This is a genomic window from Acetobacter nitrogenifigens DSM 23921 = NBRC 105050, from assembly GCF_000429165.1.
In the GTDB taxonomy this organism is placed as follows: Bacteria; Pseudomonadota; Alphaproteobacteria; order Acetobacterales; family Acetobacteraceae; genus Acetobacter; species Acetobacter nitrogenifigens.
This window is the reverse complement of the sequence record NZ_AUBI01000012.1, coordinates 58,319-83,846: the sequence shown is the minus strand read 5'-3', so window position 1 is coordinate 83,846 and position 25,528 is coordinate 58,319. Positions and strand designations below refer to the sequence as shown.

Here is a 25,528-nt window from a genome sequence, read left to right as displayed (position 1 = left end):
CCTTTGCTTTTGAATCGACTGGCTTCAGTGATCGTCGATCGGGCGTTTGGGCAAAAGCGCCGGGATGAAAAACAGCGTCGCGGCCAGTGTGCAGGCAAGCGAAAGCAGCAGAAGGCGGCCCATGCTGGCGGTTCCGGGGTGGTGCGACAGGGCCAGCGAACCGAACGCCGTCGCCGTCGTGAACGCGGAGAATACGACAGCGCGCGCAGTGGGGGAGGAGAGCGGCGCCTTCACGCCGGACCGCCAGTTCATCACGAAGTAGATGTTGAACGACACGCCAACGCCCAGCAACAGCGGCAGCGCGATGATGTTGGCGAAGTTCAGAGTCTCCGGAACACATACGATCAGGATCAGCGTCATCAACGCGGACATCGCCAGCGCCGCCAGCACCAGTGCGGTGTCGAGCACGCGGCGCAACGCGCCGAACAGGATGACGGCAATCATTACGAACGCCGAGACGGCCGCGACAATGAACGAGTGCACGATCGTGCGTGCGCTTTCGACGATGTCGATGGCGGAGCCGGCGGCTTCGGGTTCGACCTGCTGTACGGCAGTGACGAATTTGTGCAGGGCGCCGGTGTTGGACATCACGCCCTTCGGGTGAACCTCGACGAGCGCCCGTCCATCCGGCAGCAGGTAGTCTCTGGTGATTTCCGCAGGCACGTCCTTGATCGTCACCGGCGTTGCAGAAAGAACGTCCTGTAGCGTCTGCAATTGTGTAGGCAGGAAACGGACAAGGGCGGCGTTGGTCCGCAGCAGCAGATCGTCGTTCGCCTGCGCCAGCTTCGCGAGGGCCGCCTGGATGCGTCGCAACGGGTCTTTCGCGTCGAGATTCCCCGTCACTTCGCCCAGGGACGCGGCGGTCGCCTGCGCGGAGGCGCGGATGGCTGCTGCGTCGGGCGTCGGCTTGGGATTGGGGACGACGATCGTCGGCAGCAGAATCTGCGCAGCGTCCGCAATCAGCGCCAGCTTCGTGTCCTGATCGTCCGGGACATAAGAGCCGAGCCACATCGCGTCGTGCACCACGGGCAGGGTGGAGAACTTGCCCGCCATGGTCTTCGCCGCGTTGAGATTGGGGGCGAGATATTCCGCGCTGTATGGCGACGACATCGGATTGCTCATCAGCAGATGCAACGTCCGCATACCCTCGGAATGCGGGTCTTTTGTATGCAGAGGATCACCGTCAAAGCTCAGGTGCGGGGCCAGAAACAGGCCGAGCGCGGCGAGCGCGCCGAACAGTCCCAGAATTGGCCCGCGCCAGCGGCGGATGGCCTGATCGAGGGGACGAAGCTGCTGATATCCCATAAGCGGCAGGTCCACGCGCGGCTGGAAAATACGCAGCAGCGCGGGCAGCAGGGCCACGGTGCAGACGAACGCGACGATCATGCCGACGCCTGCAATCAGCCCTAGTTGGGCCACGCCCTCGAAAGCGGTGGGCGTGAAGGCCAGGAACCCGGCGGCAGTGGCCAGAGACGCAACGAGAATCTGGTGCCCGGTCTCTCGCCCGGTGAAGAGCAGCGCTTCCTCGATTCCGGCTTCGCCACGGGCTGTCGGGTGCTGTCCTCGAAAGCGCACGCAGAACTGGATGGCGAAATCCACCGCGATACCGACAAAGAGAATGGCGAAGGCGACGGAGATCAGGTTCAGCGTGCCGACGGCGATAGCCGCAAAGCCGGTCGTGAGAAGAAGACCCATGACAAGCGTGATCACGATGGGCGCAATGATGCGCCATGTACGCACGGCCAGCATCAACCAGAGCGTGACGAGGGCGAGGGAGCCGAGCAGGCCGGCGACCATCCCCTGCGCTACGGTCGCGAATTCCTCGTCGTCGATCTGCACTTCGCCGGTGATGTACACATGCGCGTCGCCCGACTTGACGAACTCCAGAGCGTTGGCGGCGTCCCGCATGGCCTTGGACGGTTCTCCGCCCGGCTGGAGAGAGCCGTAGTCGAGCTTGGGCTGTGTAATGACGAACTGGTAATGGCCGGAGAGATCGCTCAGCCCGCCAGCGAGCAGTTGTTGCCAGGACAGCAGTTGCGGACGCCCGTCGGCGGCGGCTTCAAGATTGCCTGCGAACCCGTCGAGCGCTGACTGAAAGCCTTTCAGATTGGCCTGTCCGCGCTTGACTCCTTCGGCGATCAGGCCGAGCGCATCGAACAGGCCGCGCGACGAAGGATCGGCGGCGAGCGCGCCGAGGAATGGCTGCGCGGCGACGGTGTCGTCCAGAACCTTCTCCAGCGGTTTGGGGTCGAGGAACATCAACCCGTTGCGGTTCAGGTAGGGATTGTCGTCAGGCAGCCGCACGTAATTGAAATGCGTATGGTCGGTCGACAGCCGCGCCGCCAGCTCGCGAGCGGCCGCGCGTCCTTCTTCAGGCAGCTTGGCCTCGATCACGGCGACGAGCAGATCGTCCTTCTGGGGAAACAGCTTGCTCAGCCGGTCCGACCTCTGCTTCCAGGCCAACTTGTCAGAGAGCATCTTGCTGGTGTCGGTCGTGACGCCAAGATGGGTCATGGTGACCCATACGGCCCCGGAACCGAGCAGCAGGAACACCAGAAGGACGATCCATGCGCGTCGGGCGCATGTGACGATGAAGCTGCCCAGAATTGACGAGATCATTGCGGTGCGTTCGAGCCCCTGCCATTGGCTGACCGGTCTCCGTCAGGACGGGGAGGCTGGCCGCTGGATGAGAGGCGAAAAGACCGCCCCGGTGCGAATTGAGTGTCGTTTCCTTTGGCGCAATGCGCCCTGCGGCGCAAGCGCGCGCACATGGCCTGATGCGGCTGTGAGCTGATCGCGGGGATTCCGGACGCCTCCTGATCCGGCGCCTGCGTAAAGCAGGATCTCGATCACGCGCCGCCGCGATCCTCACGCCTCTTTGCAACTATGGCGACCGGGCGGCAGGGATTTCGAAGGTGGAGGCCAGTCGCGCGCCCAAAATGGCTGCTTGCAGGCGTGGAAGGTCGGAGGCGCTCCTGCGGGGGGGGCGGCGCTGTGAAGAACCTGACGGTCCTTATATCACGAGGCGTCGAGCGTCTTGCTACGGATATTCGCGCCAGCGACGGCGAACGGATCCGGCTCGTATCCTACGCCGGTCAGGGCGAGACCGTCGGGCGGCGCAGTCGGACCGCCCTTGCTCCGGTCGCGGGCGTCGAGCGCTTGCCGCACCCGTTCCTCCGGCCAACGTCCGCAGCCGACCATCTGAAGCGTCCCAACGAGATTGCGGACCTGATGATGCAGAAAGGATCGCGCCTCGACCTCAAACAGAATCATCTCGCCATCGCGGCGCACGTCCAGACGATCAAGCGTTCTTAGCGGGCTTTTCGCCTGACAACTCGACGCGCGGAACGTGCTGAAATCATGCCGCCCGAGCAGCGTCTGCGCGGCCCGGCGCATGGCGTCGGCGTCCAGCGGGAACTTGACGTGCCACACCTGTCCGGCGTCGAGGGCCGGTCGCGTCGACCGGTTGAGAATGCGGTAGCGATAGCGGCGGTTCAGGGCCGAGAAGCGAGCATTCCAGTCAAGCGAGACCGGCGCCGCGTCCAGCACGGCGACGGGATGCGGTTTCAGGTGAAACGACAGCCCGTCCCGCACTGCGCGCGGGTTCAGTTGCAGGGAACCGGGGAAATCGAGATGAGCCACCTGTCCGCTGGCGTGGACGCCAGCGTCCGTGCGTCCGGCAGTCACGCTGGCGACGTCGCGACCGCCGCTTAGGCGAGAAGCTGCGTCTTCGAGAAGGGATTGTATCGAGACGCCGTTCGCCTGCCGCTGCCAGCCGACGAACGCACCTCCGTCGTACTCCAGTAGCACCGCCCAGCGCTGAATGTCGGGCGACGTTTCAACGGCGTCTGTGGGCGCCGTCATCAATGTGTCCCGAGGCGCGCGCCCGCTGGAAGCGGCTGCCCGCGCAGAAAGGCGCCAGCGTCCATCATGCCGCGTCCGGGGCGCTGGATGCGCAGCAGACGCAAGGCCCGCCCGTCGCCACAGGCGATCGTCAAGTGGTCGTCGAGCGCCTCGCCCGGCTGCGCCGCCGAAACGCCGTCGGGGAAGGGAGCCGGTTTCGCCTCGCCGATCTTCACGACAACGCCGTCCAGAGTCGTGAACGCGCCCGGCCAAGGGGTCAACGCCCGGACCTGCCGGTCGATTTCGGCGGCGGTGCGTGTCCAGTCGATGCGTCCGTCCTCGCGCGTCAGACGTGCGGCGTAAGTGACGCCGTCTTCCGTCTGGACGACGGCGCCCGGCATCTCGCGCAAAGTTTGAACGATCAGACGCGCGCCCATAGCAGAGAGCGCGTCATGCAGCGTCGTCGCTGTCGTGTCGCCGGTGATCGGGGTTGAGGCGCGGAGCAGCATGGGGCCGGTGTCGAGGCCTGCCTCCATTTGCATGATGGTGACGCCGCTTTCGCTGTCTCCTGCAAGAATGGAGCTCTGGATCGGCGAAGCCCCGCGCCAGCGCGGAAGTAGGCTGGCGTGGATGTTGAGGCACCCCAAGCGCGGCGCCGCGAGCATGTCGGTAGGCAGAATCAGGCCGTAAGCCGCCACAACGGCGACGTCGAGGTCGAGCGCCGCAAATGCCTGCCTTGCCTCGGCGTCGCGCTTGAGGGTTAAGGGGCTACGCACCTCAAGCCCCATCGCCTCAGCCGCCAGTTGAACTGGCGACGCGCGGAGCGCCTGCCCTCGACCGGCCGGTCGAGGGGGCTGAGTATAGACGGCGGCGATTTCATGTCCGGCGTCATGCAGCGCATGGAGCGCGGGCACGGCGAAGTCGGGAGTGCCCATAAAGGCTATGCGCATGGTGCAAGGTCTCCTGACTGGACGCTGGTCGGACTGGCGGCGGGTGGTGTCGGCCTGGTGTTATCGTGATCCGCGGGCGCCGATGCGTCAGCCGCGTTTAGCTTTCTGTTCCTTGGCGAGGCGGCGCAGAATCATATTGCGGCGCAGTGCGGACAGGTGATCGACAAATAGCACGCCGTCGAGATGATCGATCTCATGCTGGATGCATGTCGCGAGCAGGCCGTCCACGTCGCGTTCGATCTGCTCTCCCGCCAGAGACGTATAGCGCACGCGCACCGCTTCCGGCCGCACGACTTCGGCGTACTGGTTGGGCAGCGAAAGACAACCCTCCTCGCGGGAGTGAAGGACTTCGCTTTCGGAGATGATTTCGGGATTGATCAGCACGATCGGTTCGCGCGCGTCTTCCTCACCGAGGTCGACGATCGCATAGCGCATGCTGATCCCGATCTGTGGCGCGGCGAGGCCGATGCCGGGCGCCTGATACATCGCGGCGAACATTCCCGGCAGACCCTCGCGGAGCGCCGCCATATCTTCCGGGCGCACCACCCGGCCTTTCTGGCGAAGCACGGCTTGGGGCGCGATCAGGATGGGGGTCGCCTGCGCCGTTGCGGCGGCCCCGGAGAAATCGGCTTCATTCATAGGGAGGCGATGTAGCGATCCTGAGCGGGATTGACCAGTGGCGACCGGACCGTCGTGATCTTCTGTGTATTCGCTCCGCGCGCTGATCTCGCATGTTGCGCGGGTGGTTTTAAGGGGTCGTCGCGCTGCGTCGTTCGTCACTGACTTCGCGCAATACGGCCATCAGGGCGTCGCCCGCGTGTCGCCATGTGTATCGCGCAGCCCGCCGGCGTCCGACTGCAGCTCGGTGCCGGCGCATCTCCGGGTCGTCGGCAAGGCGCCGGATCGCCTCCACCCATTCTCCGGGGTCGTCCGGCGAGGCGTAGAGGACGTCCTCGCCACAAAGGCCAGGAAGCGCGCCCGCGCGGCTGACGATGGCGGGGCATCCGATCAGCATCGCCTCCAGCGGGGGGAGGCCGAACCCTTCGGTTGTTGAAGGGAGGGCGAAGCATAGCGCAGCCTCCATCAGCGCACGCACTTCTTCGTCGGACACGAATGAGAGGCAGCGCGCGTTGGGCGGCAGCGGGTGTCCGGAACGCGCAAAATCGGTAGGGGAGGCGGGGCCGAACAGAATCAGGTCGAGATGCGCCAGACGGGGATCTGAAAAAGCACGGATCAGCGTGCCGATCCGCTTGTGTCGTTGCGCACTGGCGAGAGCGAGCACAAATGGTCGCGCCCCGATCCTTCGCAGCACATTTCGATCGGGTCTGACGCGTAGAACGTGATCTACGCCGTTCGGTATCACCCGGATGCGTTCTGTCGGCGCCACATCCCATCGGGCCAGTTCCTGCGCGGAGAAATCCGAAACCGTGAGGACGCGCAGGCTGCGTCGTCCCAGAGCCGGAAGCAGCGCGCGATAGAACCGCCCGAACCCTGTCGTATAGGATTCCGGCGTTATGAAGGTCTGCGCGTCGTGGATCATGGTGATCATCGCGGGATGCAGCGCTGGACCAAGATTGCACAGGTTGAGAAGCAGATCTGTGCGTGACTGTCGAAGCAGCGTCACCTGTTCCCACACTTGCCCCGATACGCCACGCGCCGACATGCCCGAGGTGGGAATGGAGCTGTTTATCCACGCCGGGTGGTCTCGTCCCGGCGTGCGGAAGAGCGGTCCCCCGCCGACGATTTCTGCGATCTCCTCGGCGCGTTCGCCCAGTTCGCGGCTGAGTTCGAGCCCAACCCTGTGAACGCCTGTCAGGTATCCCGACAGGAACTTGCCGTTGACGGAGAGGTTTCTCCAGGGGCGGATTGCACGAGATGTGCAGGAAACTGGTTGAGTGCGAGTGCGGATTATCGAATTTTCCGTTAAAGCGCGTTGGGGCCGCAGCCGTGTCATGCAGATAAACCCCGCCCGGAAATTACTCGGATTGGCACCAGAAACTGATGATCAGGCCGCCCGGAATTGCTCCCGGCGCTTTCCATCGCTCCAGCGCCGATCCATGCGCCAGCTCATCACCTTGGTTCCGGGGCAGGAAAGATTCGTGTCTGTATGGCTCCCAACGGGTGTGGGCAGCCCACTGCCGCTTTGGAGCCCTTCAGGCCAGCGTCTCACGACGTCGCCTGATCCAGCGTATCATTAGTGACGCCATCAAGCATCTATCGGACAATGCTTGTCAAACACATTCGCCTCGGGGGGCGCCTATGGCGAAAGTTTCACCACTTGAGAGGATCGTATTTGGCGGCGTCGTCCTGATCGTAGACGAGATTCAGCCTTTTCTCCCCGCTTCCTGCGTAACGGCAGACGGCCTGATTCGTGCGCGTCGCCGTGGGGGACGCCGAAGGTTGGCTGTCGGCCACCGAAATCGGTACGGGCATGCACAGATACCACACGCGCCCGTGCGAACCGCCGGGCTCGCTGACCGCGAAGGATGAGGCGGCGACGACCGGCAGGGTCCCGTCCCCGCGCGGCGGCGTGTAGTGCAGCTTAATCCTGCCGGTGACGTCGGTGTAGTAATCGAGACCGCAGCCCTGGATGAAGTGCTCCAGAGTCGGTTCGCGAAGCAGCTGGTTGTCGGGCTTTTGCTGCATGCATGCGTAATCGAGTTGCTCCGGCGTCATCTCACATCCAGCGAGAGACGCGCCGCCCAGCGTCAGAAGGATGGCCGCAGTAAATTTATGCGTCGGTCGCGGTACGCGCATTCATATACGTTCCTTCTCGTCCAGTTTGGGCGTCAGCCGGTCGCCGACTGCAAGCAGGGCCGCCGTGAGAGGGGAGGCGAGCATCAGGCCGGGAAAACCGAAGATCCCGCCAAACAATGTCTGCGAGAGCACTGTCACGGCCGGCGGCATCTTCACGGCATGACGCTGAATCAGGGGCGCCATGACGTTACCCTCGAAGAATTGTACGACCGCGTAAAGAGCCGCGACCATCGCCGTCTCACGCAGACCCAGCGAAAGCGCGAGGAGCAGGGCGGGCACGGCGCCCATGATCGCTCCAATATACGGGATGAAATTACAGAGCGCTGCGAGGCAGCCCAATCCGAAGGCGAGGGGCACGCCGATCAGCCACAGCCCGAAGCCGGACAACAGCCCCACCACAGCCATGTCGAGCGCCTGGCCTGCGACCCACGCCCAAAGCGTGTCAGCGGCGGCGATCATCACTTCACGGCCTTTGTCGCGCCATTGAAGAGGGACAAGGCGTAGAATGCCGTTGGCGTAGAGCGATGGATCGGCGGCGAAATAAAGACCGGCGATCACGACGACGGCGATTGTGCCAAGCGCGCCGAACGCAGATCCAAGAAAACCGGTCATCGAACCGGCGATGCGGGTGCTAAGCGATTCGAAGCTGCTGCCCTGAGATCCGCCCATCGACTGAGGCAGATACTGAATGAGCACTCGTCCCTGCGGCCAGGCTTCCAGTTGACCGCGCAGCGCCGAGGCCTGTGTGACCAGAGCGTCGCGCAGTTTCGAAAACTGGGCTGCGATATCGGAACCGCTTGTCCAGCCTACCGTGACCAGAATGAGCAGCAGTCCGAGGGTGACGAGCGCCAGCGCCGCGCCATGAGGAAGCTTCGTGCGGCGCGCCAGAACTCGTGCGAGCCCGTGCAGCACCACGGCGAAGAGGGCCGAGGCGAATACGACCATCAGCACGTCGCCGATGAGCCAGATTGCAAGCATGATCGCAGCTGCGACCAAGGTGAGGCGCAGCATTCTGCTTATGCTGACGGTGGCTTCGCTTCCAGATTCGCCCTGCGGCGTCGAAGCGTTGTTGGACGGGGATGGGGTCATGAGGATATGGGGTGTCCCGACAGGTGAGGCCAATGAATCGTCGATTTTACTGGCGCCCGCTGCGTCGACGATGGCGGAGCCGGGCGGTTATCGGAACGTATGCGCAACGCCGCAGTTTTAGTTCGTAGCGGTACAGACGCTTTTTGCAACCAGGATGGAGAGAGGAATGACGGCTTCCGCAGTGAAGCAGGGCCAGACGACGACGGGCCACGCCTTGCCGATTCTCTCCCTCGCTGTAGGGACCTTTGGCATAGGCACCGGCGAGTTCGCGATGATGGGGCTGCTGCCTGACGTCGCGCGCTCGATGGACGCTTCGATTCCGCAATGCGGCAACATCGTCAGCGCATACGCCATGGGCGTGGTTGTCGGTGCGCCGATTATTTCGCTGGCGTCCGCGCGCATGTCGCGCAAACAGGCCCTGATCCTGCTCACCCTGTGGTTCGCCGTGACCAATATTCTGGGGACGCTGGCGCATAGCGTTGGCGCCCTCGAATTCTGGCGTTTTCTGGCAGGCTTGCCGCATGGCACATTGTTCGGAGGCAGCGCGTTGACCGCCGCCAGTCTGGTGGCGGAGGGGCGGCGCGGAAAGGCGGTTGGGCATGTGTTCGCGGGGCTGACTTTCGCCAACGTGGTTGGCGCGCCTTTGGCGAGTTTGATGGGCGAGTATCTGAGCTGGAGAGTCGCCTACCTTTTGGTGGGGGCGATCGCCCTGATCGCGGCGTTCATGATCTGGCGCTTCATTCCGCGTGACGACCCCCGACCGGGGCATTCTTTGCTTGGCGAACTGCGGGCGTTCGGCCGTAAGCAGATATGGTACGTGCTGGGCGTGGTGATGCTCGGCACCGGCGGGATGTTTTGCGTCTACACTTATGTCTCCGCCGCGCTGCTGCATGTTACGCACGTGCCGCTATGGAGCATCCCTCTGTTCCAGGGGCTCTGGGGCGTGGGCATGGTGGTGGGGGCCTATGTCGGGGCCAGCGCCATTGATCGTAATCCGCTTGGGGCCACGATCGGCGCGTTCATCTGGAACGTCGTCACCCTGTCGCTTTTTGCGTTCGCATTGCCCCATCTCTGGTCCGTTACGATCATTATCTTCTTGCTCGGTGGCACAATCGCGCTGGGGCCGGCGATGCAGATGCGGTTGATGGCAGTCGCGGGTGATGCGCAGACCATGGCGGCTTCCATGAACCACGCGGCGTTCAACCTCGCCAATGCGTTGGGGGCGTGGGTGGGCGCTTTCGTGCTGGCTTCCGGGTTTGGTTACGCCGCTACTGGTTGGGCCGGAGGCGGTATCGCAATTATGGGGCTGTTGCTGTTCCTGCTGTCGGTGAGAGGCGAGCCTCGGCTGGAACGCAGCACAGATTCCAGCGTGCGGTTTCACTGATTCTCGCATGACGCTCTGGTGCAGTAGCCGTTCTTGCCGCGTCGATGTCCCGCCGTAACTGCTGACGGGCCTTTAAATATCGAGCGGCCTGTTATCGACGACCTCCTTCATGACGAAGAACGTTCGCGTTTGACGCACGCCCGGCAGCACAATAAGGCGCGTGGCGTGCAGTCGGTTAAAATGCTCCATGTCTCGTACGCGAATTTTCAGAAAATAGTCGAAATCTCCGGCGACCAGGTGGCAGTCCAGAATCTCCGGAGTTTCGCGGACCGCCTGCTCAAATGCGGCGAAACTGTCCGACGTGGAGCGGTCCAGGACCACACCTACAATTGCGAGCGTCGAGAGATCGACCGCGTCAGGCGCGACCTGCGCCCGCACGGCGCGAATGCAGTTGGCTTCAAACAGGCGCTGCGTCCTCCGGTGGCAGGTGGCGGCGCTTATATTCACTTTGCGGGCCAGATCGGCGTTCGCCATGCGACCATCCTTTTGAAGCAGACGCAGGATACGGCGATCGGTTCGATCAAGGTCTTCAGGCATGAAAGATTGTTCCACTTTTTACGATATAATTTATCACTTATCGACATAATTTATTATTTTACGAGCTTTTTGTAAAAAATTTCATGATATTTTGAAAGCACATTTCATCTCGTTTCTGCCATAAATTTGCGGGTTCAAGCAAACACGAGGCTTCGAAATGCTCAACCTGTCCCGCTTCGAGCGGTATCCGCTCACCTTCGGTCCGACGCCAATCGAATTCCTGCCGCGTCTGACCGAGCGCCTCGGCGGCGACGTGCAGATCTACGCCAAGCGTGAAGATTGCAACTCGGGCCTCGCCATGGGCGGAAACAAGCTCCGCAAGCTGGAATACATCGTACCTGACGCCATCGCTTCCGGCGCCGACACCCTGGTCTCCATCGGTGGCGTGCAGTCGAATCACACGCGTCTTGTCGCGGCGGTCGCCGCCAAGATCGGCATGAAGTGCCATGTGATTCAGGAAAGCTGGGTGCCGCATGACGATGCGGTTTACGACCGCGTCGGCAACATCCTGATGACGCGCCTTATGGGCGCCAATTCGCAACTGGTCGATGAAGGTTTCGACGTCGGCATCCGCGACAGTTGGTTGCAGGCTCTGGATGAGGTGAAAGCGAAAGGCGGCAAGCCTTACGCCATTCCGGCCGGGGCTTCTGTCCACAAATTCGGCGGCCTCGGTTATGTCGGTTTCGCGGAGGAAGTCCGGGCGCAGGAAGCCGAACTGGGCTTCAAGTTCGACTTCATCGTCGTCTGCACAGTGACCGGATCGACCCACGCAGGGATGCTGGTTGGCTTCGCCGATGACGGCCGTGCGCGCCAAGTGATCGGCATCGACGCGTCTTTCACGCCAAGACCGGTGAAGGCTCAGGTTCTCGACATTGCGCAGAAGACGTCCGCGCTGGTCGACGGGCCGGAGATCGCCGGCGACGACGTGATCCTGATGGAAGATTACGCATATCCGGCGTACGGCGTGCCGTCGAAGGAAACGGTTGAGGCCATGCGCCTTGCGGCGCAGACCGAAGCGATGATCACGGATCCGGTTTATGAAGGAAAGTCGATGCAGGGGATGATCGACCTCGTGAAGACCGGCTTCTTTCCGAAAGGCGCGAAGGTGCTTTACGCCCATCTGGGCGGTGCGCCTGCGATCAACGGGTATAGCTACACGTTCCGTAACGGCTGAATAAAGTAACGCCTCACGCCGCATTCTCGGCTTCTGCAATAACGTCTCGGAGTGAGTCGGCAGAGGCCCCTGCGGAAGGATGCCAATGGCACCAGCACCGGGTCACGTTGCCGGACTCGGTCACATATTCGCGAACGGCCGGGGATCGTTGTGGGAATTTTCCTACCGCGCCGGCCGCGTTTTTTGGGGAAGGCATATTATCCCACAAGCTCAGTCCCAGGATAATTATGTTTCGCGGAGACAGTTTTTCCAACAAATCTGGCCATTCATCGGCGGCCTGCCGCCATGCGGCAGGGGCCGGCCTGCGCCGGGCTCCATATCCTACGGAGACCGGAACATAGTTAGTGAACGCCACACTTTGCCATGCGAGTTGACGATCCTCAGGTGACGGCCACGTCTGGTTGCAAAGGGCGCGCGTCAGTTTAAGCATGAACCCGTTTTTTTCGGCGGGTTCATGAAGCTGATTTTCGACCAGCATTACAGGATGGTCGTTTTGTGGAGACTTAAGTGAATCGTCGCTTGAATCGACCCAGTCGTAACAACTTTTTCCTAGTATAAGAAGTTTGCGTTTTTCATAATGCTGTCCGACCCAAGGTTTCCACATTACTCATATTCCCAAATTTCCTTGCGCATTTATACTAATTATTTTTTCAATGAATATCTAAATTGTTTTTCGCCGTGCTAAATTTTCGTGTAGTCCATCTTCGTCAGATCACTGATTATACCAGGCCCGGTTGGCTGCCAGCCTAGTCGCGATCGGGTCCATGCACTGGACGCGACCAGATCCATTCCAATAAACATTCCCAGCCACCCGAAATGTTGTTGCGCCAGCTCGGGAGGCAGAGAGATTACGTCGACGCCCAGACCTGCGCCGATGACAGTTGCGATTTCTTGCGCCGTGACGCCTTCTTCATCGACCGCATGATACCGTTCGCCAGCTTGCCCTCTCTCAAGCGCCAGCCTGTAGAGAGCCGCGACGTCGCGCACATGGGCGGCGGGCCAGCGATTAAGACCCTCGCCGATATAGGCGGCGACGCCTTTTTCACGCGAAATTGCAATGTAGGGGGTAACCAGACCCTGTTTTACCGTGTCATGGACTTGCGGAAGCCGCACGATGCGAACGTCCGTTCCATCATCGAGCAGCCGCGCGCCTGTGATTTCGGAAATGACACGCGGGTTTTGGTGTGCGGCGTTGAAGACGCTTTCAAGTGCGGGTTGACCCGGCGCCTCTGCGCCTACGCCAGTGCCCGACGTGATGAGGAATGGACGCCTTGAGCCCTTGAGTTCGGCGCCAAGCGCTTCGATGGCCCGTTTGTCCTTCTCGCAATTCGCGACGAAATTCGTGAAGTCGTGATCAAAGGCGGTGTGAATTACGCTATCAGCCTTCGCCGCGCCCGCCTGCAGACTGCCGGGGTTTTCAATGTCGCCGCGATGTGGCTCGGCTCCAGCTTCAGCCAGCGCGCGCGCGCCAGCCTCCGACCGCGTGAGGCCGATGACCTGATGTCCGGCGGACAGGAGTTCGGTGACGATACGTGAACCGATGAAGCCGGTGGCGCCAGTGAGAAATACACGCATGAAAGAGCCTCCGTTGTTGCTCCCAACCGCGTCGTATTCTAATTTTCATCATGTAAAAGTAGTGACTTTATCATGGTATAATGATCAACAGGATCGGCGTGACATTGGAGAACGAGAACAAACTGGGCGGTTTTCTACGCAATTGCCGGACACGGCTGGACCCGGTCGCGCTGGGGTTTGCCAGCGGGCGAAGGCGTACGTCCGGGTTGAGGCGAGAAGAAGTCGCCCAACGGGCCAATATCAGTCCCACCTGGTACACATGGCTGGAGCAGGGGCGGGGAGGCGCACCGTCAGAGGACGTTCTCAACCGTATCGCTGCGGGACTGATGCTGACGGAGAGCGAACGCGAGCATCTGTTCATTCTTGGTCTTGGGCGTCCTCCGGCCGCGCGTTACAGGGCGACAGACACAGTGACGCCCCGTCTGCAACGTGTTCTCGACGCGCTCACCACAAGTCCGACCATTATCAAGACTGCGACGTGGGACGTGATCGCATGGAACGACGCCGCAGCGGCGCTTTTGACCGATTATTCAAAAATTCCGCGAGAGAAAAGAAACATCCTGCGCATCATGTTCGGAAATGCACACGTTAGAAACGCGCAGGACGACTGGCGCAACGTCGCGCGATTCGTTGTCGGCGCGTTTCGGGCTGATGTGGCGCGGGCGGGAGCGCATGCAGAGATTACACAACTGGTCGAGGACCTGTCGCGCACGAGCCCGGAATTCGAGGCCTTGTGGCAGGAAACTGGCGTCGCCTCGCATGGCGAAGGCGTCAAACGTATCCATCATCCGGATATAGGTATGATTGAACTTGAGTTTTCAAACTTTGCGATCGACGGGCGCCCCGATCTTGGAATGATAGTCTACAACCCGGCAACCAGCGACAGCGCGGATCGGATCCGCGCGCTTATCGTGGAGCGAGACAGGCGCTCGCGCGCAGAGGTGTGACCCACTATTTTATAAATTGATGGTCAATTCAGGCGCTGGCGGCATGTGGGTCGTCGACGATCGGCCAGAGCGGTCGCTTGACCTTGACGTAGTCAGTGCGCCGCGCGTCGGAGGGGTAATGCGTGCCAGCGTCGACGTAGAAAATTTCGGAAGCGACGGGCCTGAACGCCGCATAGAAATGATTCGTCGATTTCACGACAAGGTATTTCTTCTGACTGATGTCGATCCCCAGGCCCGAGAAGATGTCCGGGTCAAACGTCTGGGTCCGGTTCGTGTTCAGGATGACGTCGGTGCATGTGCCTACGATTCGAATCACTGCTGACGGGCCAAGCGGAACCCGGCTCGCGCCAAAACTCTCCCATGCTTCATCAACAGCTTTCAGAACCGTGACGGACGCGTCGATCGGGTCGCCCGCGCCGGGGTCGCTTTTCCCGCCGAAGCGCAACCTGATCGTCGCCCCGTCGCCAGCGGCGAGGCAGAAAGTGACCGCGATAGGGTCCCAGATCGTGGCGACTCCGACATCGTCCATGCCCGCGTCAAGCATGGCCCGCAGGATCAGCGTGCCGTCTCCGGCGACCCCGCCGCCCGGATTGTCCCACGTGTCGGCCAGCACGACGGGCTTCGCCGCGCCGGCCGTAGCGCAGGCGCGCGCCAGTTGCAGAGCGTCGGGGATGTCATGTTGCGTCATGCGGGTGGAGCCGCGCATCGCGAACAGTTCCATACCCTTTTCCCGGGCGAGGCGGTCTCCAACCGCCGGGTCGTTATCGGTCACGACCACAAGCCGCGCCCCGAGTTCCGGCACGTCTCCGGCAAGAAATCCGTGAATCAGCGATACGCTGAGCACAGAGCCGCGCCCCTCCATGGCGCTCAAGCTGTCGACAAAGCCCCGCATCGGTTGCTGGCTGGTTGGGAGAACATCGATCATGCGGCAGTCGAAGACGGAGATGACCGGCCTGATCTGCTGGCGAACGGCGCGAAGCGTCAGGTCCACGACCTGTTCGGCGCGCTCGACGAAATCCGTATGCGGAAATTCAAGAAACGCGTTTAGGATATTCAAATTCTCGACCCGTTTCGGGGTCAGATGGCTGTGCGGATCGAACGTGGCGCCGACAATGACGTCCGGTCCGACGATTTCGCGGACGCGCGCCGCCAGATCGCCCTCGCAGTCATCGTAGCCCTGTGCGACCATGGCGCCGTGCAGGCCGAGCACGACGGCGTCGACCGGCGCCGCTGCGCGAAGCTGATCGAGAATTTCGTCGCGCAGCGCTTCATAGGTCTGGCGTTGCACCAGACCGCCCGGCTCGGCCCATGTCGCGGTCCCCTCGACAAGCTCGAAGCCTTCATCGCGCGCACGCTCGCGCAGCGCCGGGAATACGGCGGAGCACAAGGTTGGCGTGGCCGGATGATGTCCGGGCGGCGCATAGAACGCGGCGATGAAATTCGCACGGTCGGTGGGGACGGGGGAGAACGTGTTTGTCTCTGTCGCCAGAGACGCGACGAACACCTTCATGAGCAGTCTATCCTGTTTTGGCGTAGGCCGGGCGTTGCCGACGAATCAGAGCGGCTTGTAGGCGATCGCCTCGATCTCGACCGTGATGTCGACCATCAGGCCAGCCTCGACCGTCGTGCGGGCAGGGGGTTCGGACGGAAAGAACGTGGCGTAGACTTCGTTGAACGCTGCAAAATCCTTCTTGTCGGTCAGGATCACGAACGTTTTCACGACGTCGGACATTTCACATCCGGCAAGCTTCAGCGCCGCTGAGACGTTTTCCAGAACGGTCTGGGTCTGCACACGCACGTCGCCGTTGACGATCGCGCCGTCCTTCACCGGAACCTGTCCCGATATGTAGACGAAGTCTCCCGCACGGACGGCGGGGGACAACGGCACGTGGGAGGAGCCGAACATTTTCTTGACCATGATGTTATCCTCTTTCTGGTTGGTCAGGACACGCGCCCGCGCGCTGCAACGGGCATGACGTCGAGCACTCGTTCGCCGGACACGAGGTAAACCGTGTCGAACATGTTGCTGACGACGCAGGCGTGATTGGGGATGATGCGCACGCGCTCTCCGATCTCCGGCAGGCCGGATTCAGCGCGCAGCACGCCATGTTCTTCGCTGAGGCCGCTTAGCGTCGCATGTGGACAGGCTGGAATGTGGCCGAAACCCTCCATGCCAAGCAGATCGCTGGTGAGCGTCTTCGTGCCCGCGTCGATGACGGCGCGGTCGGGGCGCGGCTTGCTGACGACGGTGGCAAACACGCTCAGCGCGCAATCGTCCATGCTCGCCGCGCCGACGGCGACCTGCGAACGATCCATATAGACGTACGTGCCGGGCCGGTATTCCGTCACGCCCGGAATGGTGTGCGCTTTCCACAGATCCGGCGTTCCGCCAGCGGACACGACGCGCACCGGAACGTCGGCGGCCTTGAACGCAGCGAGGGCGGCAGAGAGCCATGCCGCCATTTCTGCCGTCTTTCCTGCTGCGGGATAGGTCATCAACCCGGCGAAGCGAGCCCCGCCGCGCAGGGCCTGCGCCAGCGTCACGGCTTCTTCGGGCGTCTGGACGCCGCAACGACCGCCGCCGGTGTCGCATTCGATCAGCACGTCGAACGAAACGTCGGCCGCCTCCGCCGCGCGGTTGTATCCTTCGACGGTGTGGAGGCTGTCGGCGGCGACGGTAAGTTTGATCCGCCGCGCGAGCGTCGTCATGCGCGCAAGCTTGTCGAAGCCGATCAGATTGTAGCTGATCAGGATGTCGTCGAGCCCGGCGTCCGCCATCACTTCGGCTTCACCCAGCTTCTGACAGGTAATTCCCTTTGCCCCGGCCTCGACCTGCAAGCGGGCGAACGCGGGAATTTTGTGGGTCTTGATATGCGGGCGAAGAGAAAAGCCGTGCTGGGTGGCGTAGTCCTGCGCTCGGCCGATATTGGCTTTCATGCGGTCGAAGTCGATCAGGACGCAGGGCGTGGGCAGGGAGTCGATGTTCATGACCGGAACCTTGGTTACGTGTGTTTCAGAAAAATGAGTGCATCGACTGGAAGGCGACGGCGCCAGCCAGAGCCATGAGCGAAATGCCCGTCTCGATGACCGACCATGTGATCAGGGTTTGGCCGACGCTCATGCCCAGATACTCCTTGATCTGCCAGAATACCGGGTCCGTCACAGGTCCGAAAGCCACCGAACCGGCGCCGGTCGCCAACACCAGCGCTTCTGGAGCGACAAGACCGGTGTGCAGCGCGACGGGGGCGAGCACCGCCGCAGCCGTGCTCATTGCGACCGTAGCGGAGCCGGTGGCCAGTCGCACCACCGCCGCCAGCCCCCACGCCAGAAGCAGGATCGGCATTTTCCACGATACGGCGAGTCCCGTCAGCACGTCCGAGACGCCCGAATCGATGAGCGCCCGACCGAAGCCGCCGCCTGCGCCGACAAGCAACACCACGAACGCGATGGGGGCCAGACAGTCGTGCAGACGGTGCGCCATGTCGGCCCATGCGACGCCCCGGGCCAGCCCCAGGCTGACGCATGCGAAAATCGTCGCCGCGACCAGCGCGACGTCCGTGGAGCCGAGCAAGTCCCCGACCCAGGGCCCGATACCGGAAGGCAGCGCGAAGCGGGCAATCTGCCCGACGAGAATGAGCAACACCGGGGACAGCACGACCAGAGCGCTCAGCCAGAACGGTGGTAATGGCCCGCGGTCGCCACGCTCCAGAAACTGCGCCTCCAGTGAGCTCAGGCCGCGGATATGCAGGCGTGGGACGATAAAACGCGCGAAGACCGGGCCGGTAAGGACGGCGGTCGGCAGCATCACCACCGTTCCCAGAAGCAGCATCTTTGGCAGGCTGGCGTGATAAGCCTCCACGGCGATCATGATCGCCGGGTGCGGCGGCATGAGGGCGTGCGCGATAGACAACCCCGACGCAAGAGGCAGAGCCGCCAGAAGCAGCGGTTGCCCGGCTGCGCGGGCGGCGACGAACGCCAGCGGAGCGAGCAGGACGAAGCCCACGTCAAAGAAAACCGGCAACCCGACCAGAAGGCCGATGCACATCATCGCCCAATGGATGTTGCGCGGCCCGAAACGCGCAATCAGCGTATCGGCGATCCGTTCCGCAGCGCCGCTTTCCGTGACGATCCGTCCCAGCATCGTGCCGAAGGCGATGATGAACGCGATATGCCCGAGCGCATGTCCGGCGCCGTTTTCAAACGAAGCGACGGCTGCGGTCGGCGCCTTCCCGGTGGCGAGGCCAATCAGCACGGCGACGCCGAACAGGGTGATGATCGGCTCCGCCCTGAAGCGGGCAATCAGGATCAGCACGGCGGCGATCGAGAGCGCGCCGATGGTGATGATATAAGCGGGGCTCATCGAGATGTGGTGTTCGTAACAGTCGAAAAATCGAAGGTCATGCTGCTTCGGGCGCCTTGCGGAGCGGGGGCTTTACCGAGTCCGGCATGGGGCAGATATACGGAGTGACGGCCATTGTCGATGCGTGCTCCGCTTTGGCTTTCGTGAGCAGGTTTTCATCGAGAATGGCGTCGAGCGCGGTCGCCGCCATGATCTTCGCTGTATGGATCATGCCTTTGTGTGCATGGGCGGTCTTCCCCTGTCCAGTCATCTGCCAGGAGTGAAGCTGCGTGCCGATGGCGCAGGTTGCGCCCCGCGCCTGCACGGTGGGAACGGCCCAGCTGACGTCGCCGACGTCGGTCGATCCGGCGGAACCGTCGCCTTCCGCGCATGGCGGCGCGATGAGGTCGCACAACACCGCGTCCGGATCGTAGGGAATCCCCATCCGGTTATAGGCGGCGAGGCGATCCGCCTTGGTCAGCGTGGCGACGAATTCGCTGGCCACGGCGCGGTCTACGTCGTCGAACTGCGGCGCGCCCAACCGTTCGAAATTGCGGTGCATGGCCTGTTCCAGCGGCGTGTTTCCCATAAGGTTCGAAACCGCGCTCACCACGGCTTCCGATACTTGCGTTTCCGTCATCATCGCAGCTCCGGCTGCGATCTTTCGAACGCGCTCGATCAGGTCGCGCAGTTCCGGCAGTGTTTCGGAACGGATGAGATAACGGATCGTGACCTTCGATTGAACCACGTTCGGAGCGACCCCGCCCGCGTCGATATAGGCGTAATGAAGCCGCGCGCTTTGCGGCATATGCTCGCGCAGGTAATTCGCGCCGATATTCATCAATTCCGCCGCATCGAGTGCGGAGCGACCGAGATGAGGCGCCGCCGCCGCGTGGGAGGCCTTGCCGGTGAAAGTGAAGTCGATCCGCGTGTTGGCGAGAGAGCGCGGCGCATTGACGCCTGAGAATGAGGAGGGATGCCACGAAATGGCGATATCGACGTCGTCGAACGCGCCTTCCCGCACCATAAAGGTTTTGGCGGCGCCGCCTTCCTCGGCGGGACAGCCGTAGTAACGGACGCGCCCTTTCACGCCGTGGGCCTTCAGGTAATCCTTCACGGCGGTCGCCGCCAACATGGCGGAGGAGCCGAGCAGGTTATGGCCGCAGCCATGCCCGAAGCCTGCGCCGGGAAGGGGGGAGGGGCTGCTGACGCCTGCTTCCTGGCTCAATCCCGGCAGCGCGTCATACTCGCCCAGAATCGCGATGACAGGGCCTTCTTCGCCAAACTCTCCAGTTACAGCGGTGGGAATTCCGGCGACGTCGCGCGTGACCTTGAAGCCTTGCTGCTCAAGCATGGCCGCGTGTTCGGCGACGGCCGCGAACTCGCCATAGGCCAGTTCAGGTTGATCCCAGATACGGTCGGACAGATCACAGAACGCCGGGCCGAGTTCATCGATGCGGCTCCAGACTTCGTCGCTGTTACGCATGGCGGTTTTCCTCGATGATCAGATTGACGGGCAGGGAACGATTACGCGTCGCTGCCGGGCAGGGGCATGAAGCCGGGGCGCGAGGCGATAGGTTGCATGGTTGAGAGCGCGGTAATGTCAGGGACCGGACGGCGCAATGTCGGGGAGGTTGAGAAGGCTGCTTCGATGGCGGCGGCTGTTTGCAGGACCAGAGAGTCGGCGCCGCGCGGTCCGACGATCTGCAGGCCGAACGGCATGCCCCGTTCGTCGACACCGACCGGGATGCTGACGCAGGGATGTCCTGTCAACGTGACCAGATAGGCGAGGGAGAGCCATTGGAAATAGTTCGTCGTCGGGACGCCGTCGATCTCGGTTGGATAAAGTTCGGTCCATGGACGTGGGCTTATGGTGATCGCAGGGCTTACGATGATGTCGAAATTTTCGAAGAAGGTCTGATACCGGCGATAGATTTTCGTCTGCGTCTCCGCCGCCCAGGCGTAATCGACAAGTGAGTAGGTGGCGGCTTCTTCGACATTTGCGCGTATGTTCGGCCCCAAAAGATCGTAATGTGTTTTGTAGCGTTCGCCGTGGGTGGACTGGAACATCGCCGCACGCAGGATCGCGAAAGCCTCATGACCACCCGAGCAGTCGGGGGCGGCGTTTTCGCTGGAGGCGAACAGTGCGGTTATGGCAGGCAGTTTGTCGCGAAAGGCGCGTCTGACGATGCTCTCGGTCGGCGCATGGCCGAAATCTTCCGTGGCGGCGAGACGCAGTTTCGAAAGATCAATCGGCTCTGACGGAAAATACCGCTCTGGCCGGGCGCGAACAGCCTCTCCGGGCAGCGTGTAGGCGAGGGGGTCGTAGCTGAAATCGCCCGCTGAGACGGAGAGCATAAGGGCAGTGTCCGCCACGGTGCGGCCCATTGGGCCGTCGCAGGACAGGCAGGACCAGCCGTGCACGCGACGTTCGCTGGGAAGGAGCCCCGAAGATGGTCTGTATCCGACGACGCCGTTAAATGCCGCGGGGTTCCGCAAGGAACCGCCCGTGTCAGAGCCGGTGGCGAGGGCGGCCATGCCGCAGGCGAGCGCCGTCGCCGATCCGCCGGACGATCCGGCGGCGTTGAGCGCAGGATCGAATGGATTTCCTGTTGCGCCGTAAACGGGATTTCGGCTGTTGGCGCCAGCCGCCCATTCGGGGACGTTGGTCTTTCCGGTGATCACTGCTCCAGCCACCCTTAATGTAGCGACGAAATTCTGATCCTTTTCCGGTATCCAGTCGCGAAACTGCGGGCTGCCGAATGTGGTGCGAAGACCGCCCGTGACGTGCGTATCTTTTACTGCAAGGGGAATGCCGCAAAGGGGGCCGGTGGGTTCGCCGCGTCGCCATGCGTCCTCCGCCAGGCGGGCCGAAGCCAAAGCTGCGTCGCGATCTTCGCAAACGATGGCGTTGACGGCGGGGTTAACCTTGTCCGTCCGGTTCTGGCAGGATCGCAACACCTCGACCGGGGAGGCTTCGCCGGAGCGGTAAAGATCGAGCAGCTCGACAGCAGTTGCGTCACACAGTTCCATGATTGTCGGCTCCGAAAGTCATCAGTTTTCCAGCGGGATTCTTGAACCTGCCAAGCGCGCTGTTCAGCGCGAGGGCAAGAACGCCCGCGACGAGAAGGGTAAGAAAGGCGGCGGGGTAACTGCCGGTCATGCTGAGAACTGTGCCGATCACAGGCGGCGCCACGAAACCCGCGATCTGGCCGCCGAAATTGATCAGACCGTAACCGACGCCTGCGATGTCCTGCGGCAGGAAGCGGCCCGGCAGGCAGAGGACCGCCGCGAACACGAGCGTCTTGAAGAAGTAGAGCAGCGTCTCGAAGCCGACGACGGCCAGCACGGACGAGCAATACGCCATGGCGAGCAGCGCCGCGCATGAGATGACGACGCACAGCGAGATAAATCGTTCTTCGCGTTGCGCAAACCAGCGGGACATCGCCCAGCCGCCAATCAGGGCGGCGATGGTTGCCGCGGCATATGGCAGGGTGAGAAGAACGCCTGCTTCCTTGAGCGATACGCCGCGCTCATGAAGAAGGTATGTGGGCATCCAACTTTCCAGCCCCTTGTTGATGAAGCTGATCAGGAACCAGGTCGCCATCAGCCGGGTGACGCCTGGAAGACGCAACGCCCTGAGGACGCCAGCCCCTTTCGGAGCGGAAGGCGCATCGCGGGATGGAGCAGAACCTTTCGGCGCCAGCAGGAGCACCAGAAGCGCGGTGGCGAAACCGATGCCGCTCATCACGTAAAATGTCCAACGCCAGCCCATCCAGGCGAGCACGGGCAGCAGAATCGACGGCGCGATCAGGTATCCGAAATAATTCGAGGACATCAGCGCGGACGGCGCCTTGTCACGGGCGCGGGCTGGCACCGCGTCATATAGGGCCTTGAGGCTGGCGGCGGGAAACACGCCTTCGCCAATGCCGAACAGCAGCCGGACGGCCAACAGCGCCGCGACAGACTGGACCAGCCCGGTCCCGAGCGTGAAGGCTGACCACGCGACAAGGCCGGCCAGAACCACTGCCTTCGCGCCAAAGCGGTCGGCGAGCCAGCCGCCGGGCGTCTGCATCAACGAGTAGCTGAGGTAGAAAATACCGACGATGAAGCCTTGTTCCGTCGGCGACATATGGATGTCGCGCAGCATCGCTGGCGCGGAGAACGTGATGGCCGCGCGGTCCATGTAGGACACGCACCACGCGAGATACAGCAGGCCGAAAGTCAGGATGGCGTCCTTGCCAAACCGTGAGGCACCGCTCTGGCCCGGCGTCGTTTCGTGGCTCTCTCTCATGGCGGCCATCACTACGTTACTCCGGCGGCATCGTCCCGGCTGGCGTGGCGCGCCCTCCGGGAATGGCGAAGATGAAAATAAGCCCGCCAAGAGCGACGATCCCGCTCATGGTCAGCAGGCCCGCGTTGACGTTGCCGGTGATCTGCGTGACGTGGCCGATGATGATCGGACTACAAAAACCACCAAGAAGGCCGATCGAATTGATCAGGGCGTATCCGCCTGCTGCTCCCGGCCCCTTGAGAAGATCGGAAGGCACGGACAGGAAGACCAGATATGTGGAGTAAAGGCACATGGCCGTTACGCTCAAGGCGATTACGGCGCCGACCAGACTGCCTGTCGTAGCGACGATTGACGCCAGCCCGACCGCGGCGAGAAGAGCCGGGATGGCGCCATGCCAGCGTCGTTCCTGCAGGCGGTCGGATCTCCGTCCCCATGTCAGGATGGCGACAGTTCCGCAGAAAAACGGGATGGCGGCAAGAAATCCGATCTGAAGATCGCTGGTCGCGCCTGACTGACGCAGGACCGTAGGCAGCCAGAAGCTGATCGTGTAGAGACCGCAGATCACGCAGAAGTAGCCGAGCGACAGGATGTAGATCATTTTGTCGCGCAGCACGGCGGAAAATCCGTGGTGGCTGCTTCCGGTCGAGGATGCGTTTTCTTCGACGATCCGGGCCTCGGCGGGCGTCAGCCACCGTGCTTCGGAAGGTTTGTCCGGCAGCGTCGCGAAAACGACGAAGCCCATGATGATCGACGGCAGACCTTCGAGAAAGAACATCCACCGCCAGCCGTCGACTCCGGCGACGTGATCCATGTTCTGGACAAGCATGCCTGACACGGGACCGGCGATGACGCCGGACATGGGCGCCGCAATCTGCTGGATCGAAATCGCAGTAGCCATGCGTTCGCGTGGATACCAGCTCGCCAGATAATACATTGCGGCGGGAGCGAACCCGGCCTCGAAGACGCCGAGTAGAAAACGCATGACATAGAAGGCGTTGCGGTTGGTGATCAGACCCATGCTGGCGGAGGTCAGTCCCCACAGGACCATGATGCGGAAGAAGGTTCGTCGGGCGCCGACCTTCGGCAGAAGTAAATTCGACGGGATTTCAAACAGCACGTAGCCGATGAAGAAGATACCCGCCGCGAAGCCGTAATCCTGTGGCGTAAGGCCGATCCGCTCTGAAATCTGGTGTTGTGCGAAACCGATATTGAGCCGGTCGATACAGTCGAGAAGATATGAAACCGCGAGTATCGTCACGACCCGCAGATCGATCCGGCGATAAAGCGCATCGAGGGTCGCTGTGGGCAGCGTCCCGGCGCCGAGGGAGTCTGAGAGTGTCGATGTCCGGACCGCAGTCATGGCAGGGCTCCTGGGCGATGCGCGCGCTGGCGTCTGGGATTGGCCGTCTGTGGGGTTGGCGTCGTCAGGGGCCAAAGGCGTCGTGCTCCTCGCGTGGTGACGTTCCCATAAACGGTGTCTGCCGACAGGCTAGCCTCCAGTTTCCATTCGTCCAACAGACGATGCGATTTAAAAACGATTTTATCGCTGCGGAGCAGGCTCGCGCTCATACTGCGCTGAGCAACGGGTACATTTCCGGGCGTCGATTTTTCGCGAAATTGAAAATATTTTCGCGAATTTCCGCGCAACGGTCGAGATCGCACGCCGCGACGATCACTTCGTCGCCAGTGGTGCTGGCCATCGAGACGATTTCACCCGTGGGGGCGACGATGCAGCTTTGGCCGAGCAGGCCGCAACCCTCCTCGACGCCCGTCTTGCCGACGCCCACGACCCACAGGCCGTTCTGGTAGGCCCCGGCTTGCAGGCAAAGGTGGTTATGAAAGGACTGAAGGTGGTCGTGCTCCGGGGCCTGCGCGTAATGTAGAGGCGTGTTGTAACCGATGGTCGCGACCTCGGCCCCACGCAACGCCATTTCGCGATATGTTTCCGGCCAGCGCCGATCGTTGCAGATGGCCATGGAGAAGTGGCCGCCAAGAAGGTCGGTCGTTTCGAAAAATCCCTCTCCTGGTTCGAAATAACGTTTTTCGAGATGCTGAAACGCGCGCCATGGCTCATGTTCGGAATGACCCGGTAGGTGGATTTTGCGATAACGCGCGACAATCTCCCCCTGTATGTTGACGAGAACTGACGTATTGAAACGTCTGACGATCCCATTTTCGGTCACTTTTTCAGCGAAACCGAACGTGAACGCCACGCCCAGAGACCGCGCACGCGTGAAAAGTGGCTCTGTCGACTCGTTTGGCATTTGCGTTTCAAAGAAGACGTCGATCTCCTGTTGTTCCGCCATGAACCAGCGAGGAAAAAACGTCGTAAGCGCGAGCTCCGGGAAAACGACCAGTTGCGCGCCCATTCGCGCGGCCTTCTCAAGCAGAGTGGTCATGCGAGCCACCACGCTTTCTCTTGTGTCGACCCGCGCGATCGGCCCCATCTGCGCGCCGGCGATGATAATTTCTCTTGTCATGACCCTGCTCCGATGAAATTTCGCTATAACGCAGAACGAAGCGCGCGAAAACTTCTGTGCCTCGAACCAAATCTTTCGGCGCTGTGCATTCCTTGATGTTGTGCGGCACGCAGTCGCCAAAAAGGGCGGCGATGTGTTCTGGCGGTTTGTAGTGAAGCG

At 62.0% G+C, this 25,528-nt stretch carries 22 protein-coding genes; 3 read left to right on the top strand and 19 right to left on the bottom strand.

The annotated features are described in order from the left end of the window. Positions 1 to 24: 24 nt before the first annotated feature. The 7 genes from G442_RS0113605 to G442_RS0113575 form a co-directional block, all read right to left on the bottom strand. Positions 25 to 2,619, bottom strand: coding sequence for an MMPL family transporter (locus tag G442_RS0113605; RefSeq protein WP_026398433.1), 2,595 nt, complete (start codon positions 2,617 to 2,619; stop codon positions 25 to 27). 399 nt (positions 2,620 to 3,018) lie between these two features. Then, complete coding sequence (gene truA, locus G442_RS22355) at positions 3,019 to 3,825, bottom strand: tRNA pseudouridine(38-40) synthase TruA (protein ID WP_174766899.1); 807 nt, start codon at positions 3,823 to 3,825, stop codon at positions 3,019 to 3,021. A 38-nt stretch (positions 3,826 to 3,863) separates the two neighbouring features. Then, complete coding sequence (gene fmt / locus G442_RS0113595; RefSeq protein WP_026398432.1) at positions 3,864 to 4,793, bottom strand: methionyl-tRNA formyltransferase; 930 nt, start codon at positions 4,791 to 4,793, stop codon at positions 3,864 to 3,866. 87 nt (positions 4,794 to 4,880) lie between these two features. Further along, positions 4,881 to 5,432 (bottom strand): peptide deformylase, encoded by a 552-nt coding sequence (gene def / locus G442_RS0113590; protein WP_026398431.1) that lies wholly within the window; start codon positions 5,430 to 5,432, stop codon positions 4,881 to 4,883. Positions 5,433 to 5,541: 109 nt separating this feature from the next. Continuing rightward, positions 5,542 to 6,747: a glycosyltransferase family 4 protein gene (locus G442_RS0113585; protein ID WP_051292324.1), complete on the bottom strand. Its 1,206-nt coding sequence runs from the start codon at positions 6,745 to 6,747 to the stop codon at positions 5,542 to 5,544. A gap of 317 nt (positions 6,748 to 7,064) precedes the next feature. Further along, on the bottom strand, positions 7,065 to 7,550 hold the full coding sequence (locus tag G442_RS0113580; RefSeq protein WP_026398429.1) for a hypothetical protein: 486 nt from the start codon (positions 7,548 to 7,550) through the stop codon (positions 7,065 to 7,067). After that, positions 7,551 to 8,639 (bottom strand): AI-2E family transporter, encoded by a 1,089-nt coding sequence (locus G442_RS0113575; RefSeq protein WP_035376638.1) that lies wholly within the window; start codon positions 8,637 to 8,639, stop codon positions 7,551 to 7,553. A 166-nt stretch (positions 8,640 to 8,805) separates the two neighbouring features. On the opposite strand from G442_RS0113575, the gene G442_RS0113570 reads away from it, so the two are divergent. After that, on the top strand, positions 8,806 to 10,023 hold the full coding sequence (locus tag G442_RS0113570; protein WP_026398427.1) for an MFS transporter: 1,218 nt from the start codon (positions 8,806 to 8,808) through the stop codon (positions 10,021 to 10,023). 72 nt (positions 10,024 to 10,095) lie between these two features. On the opposite strand, the gene G442_RS0113565 is transcribed toward G442_RS0113570, so the two are convergent. Beyond that, positions 10,096 to 10,560: an Lrp/AsnC family transcriptional regulator gene (locus G442_RS0113565; protein ID WP_026398426.1), complete on the bottom strand. Its 465-nt coding sequence runs from the start codon at positions 10,558 to 10,560 to the stop codon at positions 10,096 to 10,098. Positions 10,561 to 10,717: 157 nt separating this feature from the next. Here G442_RS0113565 and G442_RS0113560 point away from each other — a divergent pair, with 157 nt between their 5' ends. Then, positions 10,718 to 11,734: a 1-aminocyclopropane-1-carboxylate deaminase gene (locus tag G442_RS0113560; protein ID WP_026398425.1), complete on the top strand. Its 1,017-nt coding sequence runs from the start codon at positions 10,718 to 10,720 to the stop codon at positions 11,732 to 11,734. Positions 11,735 to 11,747: 13 nt separating this feature from the next. Here G442_RS0113560 and G442_RS0113555 read toward each other — a convergent pair whose 3' ends face one another. Together G442_RS0113555 and G442_RS0113550 are read right to left on the bottom strand one after the other, a co-directional pair. Next, a complete protein-coding gene (locus G442_RS0113555) occupies positions 11,748 to 12,338 on the bottom strand; it encodes a hypothetical protein (RefSeq protein WP_146882486.1) in 591 nt (196 codons plus the stop codon). A 77-nt stretch (positions 12,339 to 12,415) separates the two neighbouring features. Continuing rightward, the gene (locus G442_RS0113550; protein WP_026398423.1) at positions 12,416 to 13,309 is read right to left on the bottom strand and encodes an SDR family oxidoreductase; all 894 of its coding nucleotides are present in this window, start codon (positions 13,307 to 13,309) and stop codon (positions 12,416 to 12,418) included. An 80-nt stretch (positions 13,310 to 13,389) separates the two neighbouring features. Between G442_RS0113550 and G442_RS0113545 the strand changes: the two genes are divergently transcribed. Next, positions 13,390 to 14,256 carry a helix-turn-helix transcriptional regulator gene (locus G442_RS0113545; RefSeq protein ID WP_035376637.1) on the top strand — a complete coding sequence of 289 codons (867 nt, stop codon included), beginning with the start codon at positions 13,390 to 13,392 and terminating at the stop codon, positions 14,254 to 14,256. Positions 14,257 to 14,284: 28 nt separating this feature from the next. On the opposite strand, the gene G442_RS0113540 is transcribed toward G442_RS0113545, so the two are convergent. The 9 genes from G442_RS0113540 to G442_RS0113495 form a co-directional block, all read right to left on the bottom strand. Then, positions 14,285 to 15,766 carry a M81 family metallopeptidase gene (locus G442_RS0113540; RefSeq protein ID WP_026398421.1) on the bottom strand — a complete coding sequence of 494 codons (1,482 nt, stop codon included), beginning with the start codon at positions 15,764 to 15,766 and terminating at the stop codon, positions 14,285 to 14,287. A 45-nt stretch (positions 15,767 to 15,811) separates the two neighbouring features. After that, entirely contained in the window at positions 15,812 to 16,174 is a 363-nt protein-coding gene (locus tag G442_RS0113535; RefSeq protein ID WP_026398420.1) for a RidA family protein, read from the bottom strand. Between the two features lie 23 nt (positions 16,175 to 16,197). Further along, on the bottom strand, positions 16,198 to 17,244 hold the full coding sequence (locus tag G442_RS0113530; RefSeq protein WP_026398419.1) for a D-TA family PLP-dependent enzyme: 1,047 nt from the start codon (positions 17,242 to 17,244) through the stop codon (positions 16,198 to 16,200). 25 nt (positions 17,245 to 17,269) lie between these two features. Beyond that, positions 17,270 to 18,616, bottom strand: coding sequence for a GntT/GntP/DsdX family permease (locus G442_RS0113525; protein WP_026398418.1), 1,347 nt, complete (start codon positions 18,614 to 18,616; stop codon positions 17,270 to 17,272). Between the two features lie 37 nt (positions 18,617 to 18,653). After that, positions 18,654 to 20,081 carry a M20 family metallopeptidase gene (locus G442_RS0113520; RefSeq protein WP_026398417.1) on the bottom strand — a complete coding sequence of 476 codons (1,428 nt, stop codon included), beginning with the start codon at positions 20,079 to 20,081 and terminating at the stop codon, positions 18,654 to 18,656. A 41-nt stretch (positions 20,082 to 20,122) separates the two neighbouring features. After that, positions 20,123 to 21,628: an amidase gene (locus G442_RS0113515; protein WP_035376636.1), complete on the bottom strand. Its 1,506-nt coding sequence runs from the start codon at positions 21,626 to 21,628 to the stop codon at positions 20,123 to 20,125. Beyond that, positions 21,615 to 22,898, bottom strand: coding sequence for an MFS transporter (locus G442_RS22350; RefSeq protein WP_051292323.1), 1,284 nt, complete (start codon positions 22,896 to 22,898; stop codon positions 21,615 to 21,617). Before G442_RS22350 ends, G442_RS0113515 begins: the two co-directional genes overlap by 14 nt. 7 nt (positions 22,899 to 22,905) lie before the next feature. After that, positions 22,906 to 24,249, bottom strand: a complete 1,344-nt coding sequence (locus G442_RS22345; protein WP_084440597.1) for an MFS transporter — start codon at positions 24,247 to 24,249, stop codon at positions 22,906 to 22,908. A 205-nt stretch (positions 24,250 to 24,454) separates the two neighbouring features. Further along, positions 24,455 to 25,369, bottom strand: coding sequence for an N-carbamoyl-D-amino-acid hydrolase (locus G442_RS0113495; RefSeq protein ID WP_026398414.1), 915 nt, complete (start codon positions 25,367 to 25,369; stop codon positions 24,455 to 24,457). Positions 25,370 to 25,528: the final 159 nt, after the last annotated feature.